A 14604-nucleotide genomic window follows, 5' to 3' on the forward strand; every position below is an offset into this window, starting at 1 on the left:
TTATTTTTTAAGATTAAAAGTATAATAAACTCCAGCCTGGAAAACAACATTAGCGTGTTTACCCTGGTAGTTGTTGATTGTGTGTAAAAAACCGTGTTTTACCCTGGCTTCCACTCCGAAATTTTTGGTGATATCATAGCCTGCTCCTGCTGTAATCCCTAAGTCGAAATCATAGGAAGCATCAAAATCTTTCTCTACAGCAATATCAATTGTAGGGCCAACCAATATATTGAAGTTTTTAAAATAAAATTTATTTATCAGCTGAGTTCCAAAATAGGAAATTTTATATTCATTTCTGTCATTTCTACCGGAACTTTCCACTTTTGCTCCCTGTCTTGAATAATTAAATTCAGGCTGCAGAGCATAAAATTTTGTTAATCTCACGTTTCCAAAGAATCCAATATAAAAGTCGGTGCGGTTACTGAATTGATAAGAAGCCTGTACTTCTTCATAAGAATGGGTATCTTCATTATAATACAGGTAATCCTGAACACCATTACCCTTGGTGAAATGTGAAAAATTAGCACCTCCTCTTACTCCCAGGCTAAATGTTACCTGTGCAGATGAAAAGGCAGCCCAAAAAATAAGAGCCAGGAAATATAGTTTTTTCATGTTTTAATTTGCTTCCGTATCGGTTATCTGTACCAGTTTTATATTGATCTTAAAATCTTTGTGCTGCAGATTTAAGCTGTCCGCGAAGATATGCTTTTTTGCCTCAAAAGTAAAATCGATTTTTTCCTTATTATTCCTGGTATAAATGACTCTTTTCAGTAAGCCGCTTTCTTTATTAAAAAATAAATAATAGCCTTTATGATCGGTTTTTGATAGATAAATTTTGGCATTTTCATTCTCAAAACTTTCACTGATAGGATATTGCTTTTTTAAAAGTTCCCGAAAGTCGTTTTTAAGAAAATTGATGACCATCTTTTTGTCGAGATCAGGAAGAACATAATTCAGTTTAAAATCATGTTGCGAAATCTCAAAATCAATAAGCTTATTTCCAAAATCTGAAGTTAATGCGACCCGGTGTGTCGTTTCATTGATTTTTTTGATGATCAGAATACCACTTACATGATTCTTATAAATGTCTATCTGACACTTGTATACATAATCTTGGGGAGAAGAAAAATAAAGGTTTTCAACCGTTTTCTTTGATTCAGAAACAGGTTTTACATCCGTAAGCTGATAAGACTTACAGGAAATAATCCCTATTGACATCAGGCTATAAACTAAACTCAGACGCAGGAATTGAAGCATTGATCTTGGTATTTTTGAAAACAATATGGGTAGTATCTCCTGAGGCTTCTGTCATATTAACTTGTGAAACTGTTGACTGGTTCTTCGGGAAATACAGTTCAATCTGCTTGATATACTTCAGAAGCTGGGATGTTTTTGGAATGAATTTCGCCATATTGTAGTTTCCGCTCTTAAAATAAGTTACGGTGAATTCAGGATCACTGAACATCGTTCCATTAGAGCTTCCTACAATAAGTTTATTGATCTTTTCAAACGTTTTGCTCTTTGCATCTACCGAAGACTTTTTCCCCTGATCATTGATAAATATCTTATTATTTTTAAAAACAATGCTGTATTGATAAGGTTTTGTATATTTCCAGCTCAGCATATTCGGCGCCTGTAATGACATTTTTCCGTTCGTCACGATGTTCTTGTCCAAAAAGTCCATTTTTTTGGTTTGGGTAAAATCGCTTTGCAGCGTTCTGATCTCTTTGGTTTCAGAAGAAACTTTAGAGACAAAAGCTTTTGCTTCAGCTCCGGACATTGCTGTATTTTGAGCCGAGAAAAGACCTGATATTAATAAAAATGCTCCGAAAGCAATGTTTTTAATCATTTTTCTTTGAATTTGTAATTGAATCAATGGTAAAAGCTGCATACTTTTTATCTTCCAAAAATACTAATAAATTAACCAGTACACGGTAAGTCTTCTCCGATGTATCATGGAGAAGGATGATACTTCCTTTTTTTAAGCCTTTCGTTATTCTTCTGTAAATTTTCTTTTCATTATCAATAACGGTATCTAAAGAGCGGACATTCCATCCTATACTTTTTTTATGGGTTCTTTTAATTGCTTTTGCAATATTTGGATTGGTAACCCCGAACGGTGGTCTGTACAGCTGCGTTTTTATATTCCCGACTCTGTATATCACTTCATCACATTTTTCAATCTCTTCAATCATTTTAGAGGCAGATAAAAAACCTGTTGTGCTAGAGTGAGTCAGCGTATGATTTCCAATGGTATGGCCTTCTTCAATAATTCTCTGAAAAGTTTCCGGGTATTTTTCAATCTGTTTTCCGATACAGAAAAAAGTAGCCTTTATCTGATGCTCCTTTAGTAAATCTAAAAATTGGGGTGTAAATTCCGTTGGCCCATCATCAAAAGTTAAAGCCACTTCCTGAGCTCTTGTCCGCTTATGGGTGATACTGTTGACGAAATATCCCAGTTCAATATGGAAAGAACCCCAAACAACTACTGCAGAAAAAGCCAGAAAACATGCTATATATACCCAAGAGCCTCCATGAAACGCATAAATAAAAACGTTACAGAAAAGGTAAAATAGAATGAAGAAATAGTGTTTCATCGTTCGTTGTTTAATAGTTTATTCGTTGTATGATAAGCAAATTTACGAATAACCTTTTGCTTTCACTTCAGTTAAGCTTTTTCCAGTAATACGAGACTATGATCAGAACCTGCCAGATGATTATATAAAAGTATGTTTTTTACTTCACTTTTTGTATTTCCGTTGATCATCATTACCTCCGGAATCTGCTGTTCTTTAAGAATATGACAGGCCAGAAAAGTTGAAAAACCACTGGCTGTATTGAATTCTCCACTCAGATGTTTGTAATAGAGTAAAGCTGAATCCGGAAATACATCCATTGCTTGTTTATAATAAGTATCTGAAGCTTCATCTCCACTAAAGCCTAAAATGACCACATCAATATGATTACCGGATAGATTGTTTTTAGCTAAAAAATCCTGAATAAAACCCTGAGTCTCATTCAATTCTAATGTATTGATGATCTGAATGTCGGTAAGCTTTGCATAAGAACTCTCTGTCTTATTTTTTCCTACCACAAAAAAACTGGCTCCTTCGCCCCAGATCACTCCATCCGTTGTAGAATGTAAATAATCAGCAGGAAGGTCTTTTTCTTTTTTAATGATATTGTGCAGACAGTAGAGTTCCATAGTTCTGCCGGTCTGTTCATCGGTAGAGCCCACCAGGATATTTTCAGCTTCTCCATCTTTGATCTGAAGCTGAGCATCCAGTAATGAAAACTCCAGTGATGAAGAGGTATTTACATAGGTGAAATTGTAAGCGTGACACTGCAGTGCCAGAGCAATTTGCCCTGAAACGGTATTGTGAGTAGACTGGATAAAAAATGTAGGTGTTAAAAACTCCTCATGGTTATCAATCACATTTTTCAAAAACTTTTCAGAATCCTGGGAGCATCCCATTCCGGTTCCTACAATAATGGCGTCAGGCATCGTAATTCCTGCCTCCTGTAAAGCATAATGTGAAGCTGCGGAACTCATTTTTACGGTTTTAGACATTCTCCTGATCATAGCAGGCGGAATGAATTCCTTGTAATTAGGTTCTATCGCTTTGAGCATTTGTACCGAACTTTCCGGGGCAAGATTCTGTAGGATATTTTCGTTTAAAGTGTCCTGAACAGATATGCAGGATGCACTGTTGATGTAAACGGAACTCATGATTTTGAGAATATTAAAGTGGAACAGTTTCCTCCAAATCCAAATGAATTGGAAAGCACATGATTGATATCCTTCTTTTTAAGTTCAGTGACAGGCGTTAAATCAAATTCTGCCATTTTCGTCGTAAAGTTCAGATTTGGAAAAATAAGACTGTTTTGCATGGCTAAGATTGAAAAAACAGCTTCAATCCCGGCTGCTGCTGCCAGGGTATGTCCTGTAAATGCTTTCGTGGAACTGAATTCAGGAACCTTGTTTTCGCCAAAGATTCTGATCATAGCAATTCCTTCCGATAAATCATTATTAGGAGTGGCGGTTCCATGAACGTTGATATAGTTTATATCTTCTTTGGCTAATCCTGAAACCTTAAGTGCCTGCTGCATGGCTAAAAATGCGCCCTGTCCGTTTTCTGAAGAAGCCGTCTGATGATGGGCATCATTAGCATTTCCATAACCGGAAAGGTAAGCAAGAACTTTCTTGTTTTCTTTTTTTACAATTTCTTCAGATTCAAGCACCAAAAAAGCGGCTGCCTCTCCTAAGTTTAACCCTTTTCTATCATTGTCAAAAGGAGTATTATAAGAATCTGTAAGGATCATCAGTGTATTGAATCCATTCAAAGTAAATTTCGAAAGAGAATCAGTGCCTCCAACAATAACGCGGTCTAAAACTCCGTTTTTAATCAGCTTGGCCCCCATCATAATGGCATTGGCTGCAGATGAACAGGCGGTACTAATAGTAGAAACCATGCCTTTCAATCCCAGATAACCCGCGATCGCCAATGAGGAATTTCCGGCATCATGAGCGTCAATATATTTTTGCTTTTCAGGGAAGTTTTCATAAGAGTAGAAATACTTTTCAGTGATATCCATCCCTCCTACACTGGTAGAAGAAATCAATCCGGTTCTGTATCCGTTGATCTCTGAAATTCCGGCACTTTCTACTGCTTCTTTTGCGGCAACCATTCCTAATAAAGAAGTTCTTGTTACATTATTGTCTTCATCAAGCTGAAGCTTTTGTATAAGTTCTTCATTAGATAATTTTACTTCACCCGTTTTAATGGCTCCGGCATGGCGGGTTTCAAACATCTGGATATCTGAAATTCCGTGTTTCCCGGATTGTAGTGAAATAAAATTTTCCTCCACATTGTTTCCAATAGAGGAAATGATGCCCATTCCTGTTATGGCAATTTTTTGGCTCATTTTATTAGGTAATGTAACAATGTATCAATGTAAGAGTTTCCCAATTATTGGTACATTGTTACACCATTAGATTGTTATATTAATTTATTTTGTTCTGTTGTTTTCGATGAATTGAGCCATGATTTCGATAGATTGGAAAATTTCCTTTCCTTTTTTAGGATCAGCTAATTTTATTCCGTAATCTTTATCAAGAAGGACGATGAGTTCCAAAGCATCGATAGAATCAAGTCCCAATCCGCCTCCGAATAATGGATCTGTATCTTTGATTTCCTCTACAGAAACATCTTCAAGGTTAAGAACTTCAATAATTTTGTGCTTCAATTCGGTTTTTAAGTTTTCCATAAAAAGTTTTAATTTAACAATGTACCAATATAACAGTTTACCAATGCATTAATGACTTATCATTACTACATTTTCAGATTGCCAGATGGTTACATTTTTTATAAGGTTAGCAAATATACAAAAGCTTTATAATTTTCCTGAAACAATTCCGCCCAGCCACATAATACTTTGTTTGCTTTTCCGGACCGGAGAATCTGTTCCGAATAATTGTTTAAAAAATTTTCATCAAATTCATCCAAAACAAAAAAAGCATTCTCCGTCTGCATTTTGTGTTTGATGCTGATTTCACCCACGCAAATATTGGGCAAGGTGTAAACAAATACAGCAGGACTTGGAAAATAGTTTTCCTGAGAATTAATGCTTTCCTGATATTTGAAATCAGTATCAAGACTGGATGATGTGTTGGCAAGAACCAAAGCGGTCCGGCTATGATCTCCGTCTTGCAATATCATTTCAGCAGCAAGGAAGGCCAGTTTGCTTAAACTGTCCATTTTGTGGAACTTGGGATAATTCAGCCCCAGATTTTTATAAGCTTCTTTTGCAAATTCAGGAAAAGAATGTGTTTCACTTTCAAAAACAACGTTTCCATCAACGGCTATTTTTGAATTTTCCAGGGTGCAGGTGGTTATTTTCTTCATCATATTCATTTTAACATTTTTCCAATACCACTGCTGCATTACATCCTCCAAATCCTGAAGCAGTTTTCAAAATATATTGAATGGTTGCAGTCTTATTTTCTCTGATAATATTAAGGAGTTGGGATACGCCCATTTCTTCAAAATTCTTAGACGGAAGCAATGTATTGTGGCGGGCACTCTCCATTGAAATAATGCTTTCCAGCAATCCGGAAGCTCCAAGACAATGTCCGTAAAAACCTTTCATGCTGTTTAACGGAGCATTTTGAAGTTCCATTCTGTTGAATGCAATAGCTTCCATTTCATCATTGTACAGGGTGGCCGTTCCATGAGCCGAGATAAAATCAATTTGCTCCGAAGAAACCTTTGCTTCTGTCATGGCATTTCTGATGCTGGCATACAGGCCGTCTCCGGTTCTTGAAGGTCCGGAAATATGATTGGCATCATTGACCGCGGAGTCACCTAAAACTTTAAATCTGAATTTCTCATTTTCAGAGGGAGAGAAGGTGATATATACCGCTGCCCCAGCTTCTCCGATATTTATTCCGTTCCGGTTTTTGTCATAAGGCTTACAGGGCTCTGTACCAAGGGCCTGGAAAGAATTAAAGCCCGAAATCACAAATTCTGTAATTTCATCTCCTGCGATCACAAAAGCGTCTTTATAGTATCCTGCCTGAATCATATTTTTGGCAACAGCAATAGCCATTACTCCGGAAACACAGGCATTGGAAACAACAATGGGTTTAGTTTTAAACCCAAAGAAATCTGCAATTTTCTGTGCTAACACAGCAAGGTAAGCACCTTCGGGTAAAACAGTCTGATTTTTTAATAAACTCACATTTCCTTTTGTGGTGGAAAGGATAAGTGCCGTGTTTGCTGTGACAGGATGGTTCTCTATCAAAGGTTTCAGGCTTAGAAGGATCATCTTCTCCAGCCTTGTGAAACTTTGATTTTCAAAGTTTTTACTGAATTCTTCGTTCAGCTTTTCAGAATCAATCATAGAGGCGTAAACAGCTTCCTGATTTTCTGTAATTTTATGCAGTGCTACTCCTGATTTCCCTTCTAACAGTGAACTCCAGTTGGAATTTACATTAAATCCAAGAGGAGTAACACAATTGTAATCTGTAATAAAAATTTCCTTCATCATGATAATCCCATTTTATCTTTCCAGCTTTGAAAAAACTCCGGATTGTAAAGACATAAATTTCCTTCGCTGTCCAGGAATACCTGGATGGTTTCTCCACTGCAAACCAGTTTGTCCTCCTGGTTGAAAAGCTCATATTTGTAGATCAGCTTGGCTGAAACTGTATTAATAAATGTAGTGACAATTCTGAAGGTCTCACCATATTTTAAAGGAAGAAAATGCTCACAGGTACTTTTTACAATAGGCGTTACAAATCCTGCCTTCTGAATATCAAGATATGTAAGGCCATGCTGACGGCCAAAGGCCTCTCTGCCATCTTCAAAATAAACAATATAATGACCATGCCAGACAATTCCCAGCGGATCTGTCTCATTGAACCGTACCCTTACTTCTTCGGTACAGGTTAATATGTTTTCTTTAGACTGCATTTTTTCTTTTCTTCCTATATTTTTTTCTTTCTGTGAGGTTCAGGAAACTCCTGATTTAAACATTATGGAGTTTTCTTTCGTAAAAAATCGATATGGATATGGTGGCAAGGTAAAATACAAATAAAAATACTAATTCTTTAGCAATTCCACCAATTCCGCTGTTCCTTAAGATAATGTCGTAATAAGCATTCAGCCCCCAGTTCATAGGAGAAAATTTGGCTACAGTCTGCATGAATTCAGGCATTAAAAATACAGGAACCCATATCCCTCCTATAGCGGCCAACACAACAACGGAAGTGGCTCCAAAAGGTGCCGACTGCTCCTGGGTATCCGCTATGGTACCCAGCAAAACACCAAATCCAATGGCTGCAAGCCCTGAAAACAAGGTTACCGTAATAAGTTGAAACATTTTTCCGGAAACATCAAATGCCGGAAGATCCATATAAGGGAAAAGATAGATTCCTACTGCTGCCATCAGTAAAAACTGGATGATGCAAATGATAAGATAGGTAAATGTTTTTCCTAAAATATGAACGAAATAGGGAGTAGGGCTTATTCTTGCCCGCACGCTGGTTCCCTGGCTCTTTTCTTTTACCAGATTGATAGATAGCGGAACAACAATGAAAAAGATAGCAAAAAGGGCCCATGCAGGAACGTTATGCTGAACGGAATTCGGCATCACATCCATTTTTCCTTTCTTAGGGGTGATCTCTTTAAAACTGATCAGATTTTTATTCTCGCTGAGGTTCTCTGTTGTTCCCAGCTGCTCCTGGAATGCTTTATAAATTTTTTTATTCTCGATTTCAAAAACCATCTTATTGACAGAATTTATGACAGAATTTTTGAATCCTGCATTGGTAGCAGGATCAAAGTATAAGTGAATTTCTTTTGTTTTTGAATCCGGTTTTCTGACTGCTGCAGAATCTGTTTCCAATCCAAATGAACTTACTATCGTCTGAACTTTTGAATCAATATTGGAATTGAGATCTTTCGTCAGATTTTCAGGAATGATAATGGCCATCTGATAATCTCCTGAGAAAACTGCTTTCTGAGCAGACTTTTCGTTGAAATTGGTCAGTAGCAGGAATGTCTTGCTGTTTTCCAGTTCCCCTTTTATACTTTTGGAAACCTCTGACTTGTCATTGTCAATAAAAATAATCGGGATTTTTGAGCCTTCAAGGTTTTTAAAGGTAGAATCCTGAATCAGGGTAATGGTAACAATTAAAAGTAACGGCATCACAAAAATGATGACTATTCCTCCGATATCTCTTTTCAGAAGAAGAATTTCCTTAATAAAGCTTCTCCACAGTTTATACAACAACATCTCTTAATTCTTTTCCGGTTAATGAAATGAAAACATCCTCCAGGTTTTCGGCGTGAGCAATCTGAGAAACCAGCTCTTCAGGGGTTCCTACAGCATGAATTTTTCCTTTATCAATGATGGCAATTTTCGTACAGAATTCTTCGGCCTCGGAAAGGTGATGTGAAGTATAAATGATACAAGTCCCATTTTTATTCAGTTCCTGAAGAAAATCAATAATCACTTTTTTGGACTGAACATCAACTCCTACCGTAGGTTCATCCAAAAATAAAACTTTCGGGTTATGAAGTGTTCCTGCGATGAGGTTACAACGGCGTTTCATTCCTCCGGAAAATTGTCCCACCTGTTTATCGGCAAACTTTGAAAGCCCCATCATTTCCAGGGATTCATCAATAGTTTTGAGGAGCTGTTTATGTTTTAATCCATACAGGCTTCCGAAAAACATGAGATTTTCTCTTGCCGTAAGCGTAGGATAAAGTGCATATTCCTGAGGGACAATACCAATGATCTGTCTGATTTTAAAATTATCCTTCTGGGGAGACAGCCCATTGATCAGGAATTTCCCGGAAGTGGGCTTGATAAGTCCAGAGAGCATGGAAATAAGGGTGGTTTTACCGGCTCCGTTAGGTCCAAGAATTCCGTAGATTTCATTTTTGTCAATATTCAACGTGATATCATTGACAGAAAATTCATCAGAATTTTTGTATTTTTTATATAGATTTTTAACCTCAATCATATTTTCTGCCATATCAGATTGCTTTTCTCAGTTTTTTATAGAAAGCTTCTTCGAGATCTGCAATATGAAGCATTGTTTTTGAAAGTTCATTGTAGATATTGCTTTTTGAATTTCTGTTTTTATACACTCTGGCAATGTCTACAGCAAAATCTCTCCAAAGGTCACCAATAGCTGTAATTTCCTGTGACAGTTCTTTTAACTGTTCATTTTTGAGGATTACTGCCGCTTCCTGAAGAAAGGCTCCGTAAATAAATCTGAAGCCACCTCCGCCGGTCCCTATTTCTTCCTGCATTCTGATCAGCTGCCCCAGATAGTGGTTGGTTACCTTTGTGCCTTTCTTTTCTGCCCATTTAGGGATGCTTTTGGCTACCCATCTCATGGCTCTCACACCAATAAGCGGTACCGGTGCCAGCATATTTTTACAGGTATCTTTGATTCCTTTCTTTATAGCTTCTTCAAGATTGATATTTTGAGGAACATAGACAGGATAATACATATGTCCTTTTGGGGGAAGGGCTCCTTTGGCATATCTTACTTTTTCCAGTTCGGCTTCCGAAAGTGAGGTGACATAATCCATGACAGGATCACTGATCAGGAATTTTCCGTCTTCTTTACCATATACCACAAGGTTGTGGGCATTGAAGTGAAATTTATATTCTTCAGGGAAATATGTAAGGTTGAAAACTCCTACCTGTAGCCCTGTAGGGATATTGTGCTCAAGATTTCTTTCCAGTGCTTTTTGAGCGTCCTGAGGATTGGAAAATTTCTCTCTCTTGATTTTAATTCCCAATCTTTTGGCTGCTTTGCTAAAAATAGCACCGGGCATCGGACGATAGCTGAAGCCAGGCGCAAAATTCACCTTTAAAAAGGGAAGATAGACGAAAAATAATCCGGAACCTATTCCGAAGATCATAGGCTCACTTAGTTTCAGTCCTTTATTAAGCAGTAGATTAGAAGCAACACCGTTTTCGCAATGCGCAGTCTGATGGTGTTCAAAGTTTAATTTCATTTGCAGCTTTTATCTTTTTCATTGGTTCAATGGAATTTTGCATAGAATGCTTCCATTTATTTCCCATCGAAGTTTTTTAATTCATCCACTGAAATTCCAAATGCATCAGCATATTTTTTCAGTGCAGTTTCGCTTAGTGTTGTAAATATTCTGGGCTTAAAATGTCTTTTCACCCTCCATTGCCACATTCCTACATAAGAGGCAAGTACTCCAAGATCCATTTTATTCAGCTCCATAAAATAAACGATAGGACTTACAGTTTTATTGGTAACGTTTTGCTTGGCTTCCTCAATTCTTTCATAAATGAGCTCCATAGATTCATCCAAAGCAGCTTTCTTTGCATCCCAGCCTGTGCTGTTTGCTGTAGTATAGTTGTTATTTTCGTCCGTTACATACAGTACTTCTGTCATGTTGGCGGATTTCAGGTTGCTTTCGTCTTGAGGTAGGTCTTGTTTTTTCATCTAAATAATACTATTTTTTAGATTCCAGATGAAAAATAGTTCACCTGTTTTGATTTTTTTAATCAGTTGGCTAAAATAGTGAAAATACATTATATGTAAATCATATTAAATTTTGAGGAGTTATTGTCGTGGAGTATAGTTATATGGAAGGATAATTTTGAGTTTTTATCAAGTTTGATCGAATATGTTTTTAGCTTTTACTATTATTTTAATTTAAACATAACTCATCGGAAAGAATATCATCCTAACCTTCAATAGGCTTTTATTATTTGTCTTGTAATGGATTTGCTGTAACAAGTGTATTGTATTGTGAGACTAATGTTTTTGAGAAATCTGATTATAAAAATTAATTGTTAACTACCAACTATGAAGAAATTTTTTATTTCTGTTTCGCTTTTCTGCATGTTAAGTGCAATGGCACAGAAATTCGAGACACAAAAACTTACGGATGCCCAAGGGTATACCTATGAAACGGTAAAGAATGATCAGGCCGGTGTAAGAGTATATACTTTGAAAAACGGACTGAAGGTTTATCTTGCAAAAAATGAAGATGCTCCGAGAATTCAAACCTATATTCCTGTAAGAACAGGATCTAATAATGACCCAGGTGATAATACAGGATTAGCCCACTACCTTGAGCATATGGTCTTCAAGGGTACATCCAATCTGGGAACTCAGGACTGGGCAAAGGAAAAGGCTTTGCTACAGCAAATTTCCGATCTTTATGAGCAGCATAAAGCTGAAAAAGATCCTGCAAAGAAGAAAGAACTTTACAAAAAGATAGATGAGGTATCTCAGGAGGCTTCAAAATATGCCATTGCCAATGAATATGACAAGGCAATCTCTTCACTGGGAGCAACAGGAACCAATGCCCATACGTGGCTGGATGAAACGGTTTATAAAAACAATATCCCATCCAACGAACTTGAAAAATGGCTGAGAGTAGAAAAAGAGCGTTTTTCAGAATTGGTACTGCGTCTTTTCCATACAGAGCTTGAAGCGGTGTATGAAGAGTACAACAGAGCTCAGGATAATGACGGACGTCTTGTAAACTATGCTTTAATGGAAGCTCTTTTCCCTAAACACCCGAACGGGCAGCAGACAACGATTGGAACTTCAGAACACTTAAAGAGCCCTTCAATGGTAGCAATTCATAAGTATTTTGATACCTATTATGTTCCTAATAATATGGCTGTCGTATTGGTGGGAGATATTGACTTTGACAAAACTATAAAATTAGTTGATCAATATTTTGGTGCTTTCAAATACAAAGACCTTCCGATGAAAAAGATGGTAACAGAAGAGCCTATGACAAAAGTGGTTTCCAGAGCTGTAAAAAGTCCGTCTACACAAAGAATGACCATGGCATGGAGAACAGATTCTTATGGAAGTCAGGAAGCAAGATTGGCAGATGTTGTTGCAGAGATCTTAAGTAATAATGGTGATGCCGGATTAATTGACCTTAATATTAATCAAAAGCAAAAGACCCTTGGAGCAGGTGCCTACGAATCACCGTTCAAAATGTATGGTCTGTTTGCGTTGACCGTAACTCCTAAAGAAGGGCAAAGTTTTGACGAAGCTAAAAAGTTATTGCTTGATCAGCTGGATCTTGTGAAAAAGGGACAATTTCCGGACTGGATATTCAAAGCTATTATAAATGATAAGAAAGTTCAGCGTATGAAAGGCTGGGAAACGGCAGACGGGTTAGCTACAGAACTTTACGATTCTTACATTAAGGGAAGAACATGGGAACAGGAACTTGATGAGATCAATCAGTATGAGAAGATCACAAAAGCTGATGTGGTAAAGTTTGCCAATGAATTCTTTAAAGATAATTACGTAGTCGTTTATAAAGAAAAAGGAGTCAATGATAAGCTTGTAAGGGTAGAAAACCCGGGAATTACTCCCATTAAACTGAACAGAGATGTTCAGTCTCCTTTTCTTAAAGGTATTTTAAGCACAAAAGTAGCTGAAATCAAGCCTGAGTTTATTGATTATAAAACAGCGATTCAAAACTCACAAGTGAAAGATAAGACGGTAAGTTTTGTAAAAAATAAGTATAATGAAATTGCCCAGGTAAGTTATGTTTTTCCTTTCGGAACGGATAATGATAAAGAACTTTCTATTGCAGGATCTGTTTTTGGATATCTGGGTACAGACAAATATACTCCCGAGCAGTTAAAAGAAGAATTCTATAAATTGGGAATCAGCAACAGCATCAGAACTTCCAACGATCAAATGATCGTTACCCTGACCGGTCTTGAGAGCAATATGAAGAAAGGGGTAGAGCTGATGAATCACTGGATGACGAATGTAAAAGCAGATAAAGCAATATACAGTCAAACCGTAAAAACGATCCTGGAGGCCAGAGCTGCAGGGAAGAAAGATAAAGGGAGAATCATGGCTGCTCTTTCGAATTATGCCAAGTATGGTAAGGATTCAAGAATGACGGATATTGTGTCTAAAGAGCGTCTTGAGAGCATAGATGTTACGGAGCTTATCAAAAAGATTAAAACACTGAACCAGTATCCTTATCAGATATTCCTTTACGGACAGGATCAGTCGGGGATGGAGAAAGCGGTTAAGCCTTATGTTGTGAATGCAAGCCTTCAGCCTGCAAAAGCTAAAGAATATGCAGAACCTGCCACAACGGGAAAGGTGTATTTTACCAATTATGATATGGTGCAGATGGAGATGGCGAAAGTGGCAAAAGGAAGTACGGTAAACCTTAGCAATTTTGGAAAATCAAATGTTTTCAACGAATACTTCGGAAGAGGCCTTTCCTCAATTGTTTTCCAGGAGATCAGAGAAAGTAAGTCTTTAGCCTATTCAGCCTATGTTTCTTATGGTAATGCATCAGAAAAAGGACATGCAAATTATGTTACCAATTATATAGGAACACAGTCTAATAAGCTTCCTTTGGCGGTAAGTGCAATGAACGATCTGATGGTAGAATTACCACAAATCCCAACACAGTTTGATAATGCAAGAGGTTCCGCACTGAAGCAGATTGCTTCCAACAGAGTAAACAGAACGAATATCTTCTTTAGCCAGCTTGCACTGAAAAAACTGGGTATTGATTATGATATCAGAAAAGATACTTATGCAGAAATCCAGGGGCTTACATTGCCTCAGCTTACAGGATTCTACAATACAGAAGTGAAACCTGTACAATACAATACGGCAATCATCGGTAAGAAAGAAAACCTGAATATGGAATCGATCAACAAAATGGGTGAATTCCAGGAAGTGTCTCTTGAAGAGATCTTCGGATATTAATCTTTTGGATCATATAGTCAAAGGTGAGGCAGGAATGTCTCACTTTTTTATTGTTCATATGAGCTTGTTTGTGATGATGCATGTTCCACGGATTTGTATAATGTTTCACGTGAAATACATCCGTATGATATTTTTTTTATCAAAGCCTGGAGTGACTTTTTTATCATGTAATTATTTGAAATGTAGTGTTTTGTGATTTTGTTCAGGAAGGGCTGTTGCCTTTATAACTCCGTATTTTTCAGATTTTAATGACAATTTTATTAGATTGTAACAAAATATATTACCGCTGAATTATAAGTCTGACTGTTATGAAAGAGATTAAG

At 37.1% G+C, this 14604-nt stretch carries 15 protein-coding genes; 1 reads left to right on the forward strand and 14 read right to left on the reverse strand.

What is annotated here, in order from left to right; genetic code table 11:
• From MP478_RS14820 to MP478_RS14885, 14 genes are all read right to left on the reverse strand, one after another.
• The gene (locus MP478_RS14820; RefSeq protein WP_257200868.1) at nucleotides 1-612 is read right to left on the reverse strand and encodes a porin family protein; all 612 of its coding nucleotides are present in this window, start codon (nucleotides 610-612) and stop codon (nucleotides 1-3) included.
• Between the two features lie 3 nt (nucleotides 613-615).
• Nucleotides 616-1257 carry a hypothetical protein gene (locus tag MP478_RS14825; protein WP_257200869.1) on the reverse strand — a complete coding sequence of 214 codons (642 nt, stop codon included), beginning with the start codon at nucleotides 1255-1257 and terminating at the stop codon, nucleotides 616-618.
• Nucleotides 1223-1849, reverse strand: coding sequence for an outer membrane lipoprotein carrier protein LolA (locus MP478_RS14830; RefSeq protein WP_230032454.1), 627 nt, complete (start codon nucleotides 1847-1849; stop codon nucleotides 1223-1225). Before MP478_RS14830 ends, MP478_RS14825 begins: the two co-directional genes overlap by 35 nt.
• On the reverse strand, nucleotides 1842-2597 hold the full coding sequence (locus MP478_RS14835) for a polysaccharide deacetylase family protein (RefSeq protein ID WP_257200870.1): 756 nt from the start codon (nucleotides 2595-2597) through the stop codon (nucleotides 1842-1844). Before MP478_RS14835 ends, MP478_RS14830 begins: the two co-directional genes overlap by 8 nt.
• Before the next feature lie 71 nt (nucleotides 2598-2668).
• The gene (locus MP478_RS14840; RefSeq protein ID WP_257189731.1) at nucleotides 2669-3730 is read right to left on the reverse strand and encodes a beta-ketoacyl synthase N-terminal-like domain-containing protein; all 1062 of its coding nucleotides are present in this window, start codon (nucleotides 3728-3730) and stop codon (nucleotides 2669-2671) included.
• Nucleotides 3727-4926 carry a beta-ketoacyl synthase gene (locus MP478_RS14845; RefSeq protein ID WP_257200871.1) on the reverse strand — a complete coding sequence of 400 codons (1200 nt, stop codon included), beginning with the start codon at nucleotides 4924-4926 and terminating at the stop codon, nucleotides 3727-3729. The genes MP478_RS14840 and MP478_RS14845 overlap by 4 nt, the downstream gene beginning before the upstream one ends.
• 84 nt (nucleotides 4927-5010) lie before the next feature.
• Nucleotides 5011-5268, reverse strand: coding sequence for a phosphopantetheine-binding protein (locus MP478_RS14850; RefSeq protein WP_230032446.1), 258 nt, complete (start codon nucleotides 5266-5268; stop codon nucleotides 5011-5013).
• Between the two features lie 98 nt (nucleotides 5269-5366).
• Entirely contained in the window at nucleotides 5367-5906 is a 540-nt protein-coding gene (locus tag MP478_RS14855) for a 3-oxoacyl-ACP synthase (RefSeq protein WP_257200887.1), read from the reverse strand.
• 10 nt (nucleotides 5907-5916) lie between these two features.
• Complete coding sequence (locus MP478_RS14860; protein WP_257189733.1) at nucleotides 5917-7050, reverse strand: beta-ketoacyl synthase N-terminal-like domain-containing protein; 1134 nt, start codon at nucleotides 7048-7050, stop codon at nucleotides 5917-5919.
• On the reverse strand, nucleotides 7047-7475 hold the full coding sequence (locus tag MP478_RS14865; protein ID WP_257189734.1) for a thioesterase family protein: 429 nt from the start codon (nucleotides 7473-7475) through the stop codon (nucleotides 7047-7049). Before MP478_RS14865 ends, MP478_RS14860 begins: the two co-directional genes overlap by 4 nt.
• A gap of 55 nt (nucleotides 7476-7530) precedes the next feature.
• The gene (locus MP478_RS14870; RefSeq protein WP_257200872.1) at nucleotides 7531-8799 is read right to left on the reverse strand and encodes an ABC transporter permease; all 1269 of its coding nucleotides are present in this window, start codon (nucleotides 8797-8799) and stop codon (nucleotides 7531-7533) included.
• On the reverse strand, nucleotides 8786-9544 hold the full coding sequence (locus tag MP478_RS14875) for an ABC transporter ATP-binding protein (protein ID WP_257200873.1): 759 nt from the start codon (nucleotides 9542-9544) through the stop codon (nucleotides 8786-8788). The genes MP478_RS14870 and MP478_RS14875 overlap by 14 nt, the downstream gene beginning before the upstream one ends.
• Nucleotide 9545: 1 nt before the next feature.
• Entirely contained in the window at nucleotides 9546-10541 is a 996-nt protein-coding gene (locus tag MP478_RS14880; protein WP_257200874.1) for a BtrH N-terminal domain-containing protein, read from the reverse strand.
• Between the two features lie 56 nt (nucleotides 10542-10597).
• On the reverse strand, nucleotides 10598-11002 hold the full coding sequence (locus MP478_RS14885; RefSeq protein WP_257200875.1) for a hypothetical protein: 405 nt from the start codon (nucleotides 11000-11002) through the stop codon (nucleotides 10598-10600).
• Between the two features lie 366 nt (nucleotides 11003-11368).
• Between MP478_RS14885 and MP478_RS14890 the strand changes: the two genes are divergently transcribed.
• Entirely contained in the window at nucleotides 11369-14281 is a 2913-nt protein-coding gene (locus MP478_RS14890; RefSeq protein ID WP_257200876.1) for a pitrilysin family protein, read from the forward strand.
• The last annotated feature ends 323 nt before the right edge of the window (nucleotides 14282-14604 follow it).

The sequence above is a fragment of the Chryseobacterium sp. WG14 genome (assembly GCF_024586945.1).
Classification (GTDB): Bacteria; Bacteroidota; Bacteroidia; order Flavobacteriales; family Weeksellaceae; genus Chryseobacterium.

What these genes read in the sequence shown, in the direction of transcription:
- MP478_RS14835 (WP_257200870.1), bottom strand. Translation starts at nt 2,597, where the DNA reads ATGAAACACTATTTCTTCATTCTATTTTACCTTTTCTGTAACGTTTTT.
- MP478_RS14860 (WP_257189733.1), bottom strand. Translation starts at nt 7,050, where the DNA reads ATGATGAAGGAAATTTTTATTACAGATTACAATTGTGTTACTCCTCTT.
- MP478_RS14865 (WP_257189734.1), bottom strand. Translation starts at nt 7,475, where the DNA reads ATGCAGTCTAAAGAAAACATATTAACCTGTACCGAAGAAGTAAGGGTA.
- MP478_RS14870 (WP_257200872.1), bottom strand. Translation starts at nt 8,799, where the DNA reads ATGTTGTTGTATAAACTGTGGAGAAGCTTTATTAAGGAAATTCTTCTT.
- MP478_RS14885 (WP_257200875.1), bottom strand. Translation starts at nt 11,002, where the DNA reads ATGAAAAAACAAGACCTACCTCAAGACGAAAGCAACCTGAAATCCGCC.
- MP478_RS14850 (WP_230032446.1), bottom strand. Translation starts at nt 5,268, where the DNA reads ATGGAAAACTTAAAAACCGAATTGAAGCACAAAATTATTGAAGTTCTT.
- MP478_RS14890 (WP_257200876.1), top strand. Translation starts at nt 11,369, where the DNA reads ATGAAGAAATTTTTTATTTCTGTTTCGCTTTTCTGCATGTTAAGTGCA.
- MP478_RS14875 (WP_257200873.1), bottom strand. Translation starts at nt 9,544, where the DNA reads ATGGCAGAAAATATGATTGAGGTTAAAAATCTATATAAAAAATACAAA.
- MP478_RS14840 (WP_257189731.1), bottom strand. Translation starts at nt 3,730, where the DNA reads ATGAGTTCCGTTTACATCAACAGTGCATCCTGCATATCTGTTCAGGAC.
- MP478_RS14845 (WP_257200871.1), bottom strand. Translation starts at nt 4,926, where the DNA reads ATGAGCCAAAAAATTGCCATAACAGGAATGGGCATCATTTCCTCTATT.
- MP478_RS14830 (WP_230032454.1), bottom strand. Translation starts at nt 1,849, where the DNA reads ATGATTAAAAACATTGCTTTCGGAGCATTTTTATTAATATCAGGTCTT.
- MP478_RS14855 (WP_257200887.1), bottom strand. Translation starts at nt 5,906, where the DNA reads ATGAAGAAAATAACCACCTGCACCCTGGAAAATTCAAAAATAGCCGTT.
- MP478_RS14825 (WP_257200869.1), bottom strand. Translation starts at nt 1,257, where the DNA reads ATGCTTCAATTCCTGCGTCTGAGTTTAGTTTATAGCCTGATGTCAATA.
- MP478_RS14880 (WP_257200874.1), bottom strand. Translation starts at nt 10,541, where the DNA reads ATGAAATTAAACTTTGAACACCATCAGACTGCGCATTGCGAAAACGGT.
- MP478_RS14820 (WP_257200868.1), bottom strand. Translation starts at nt 612, where the DNA reads ATGAAAAAACTATATTTCCTGGCTCTTATTTTTTGGGCTGCCTTTTCA.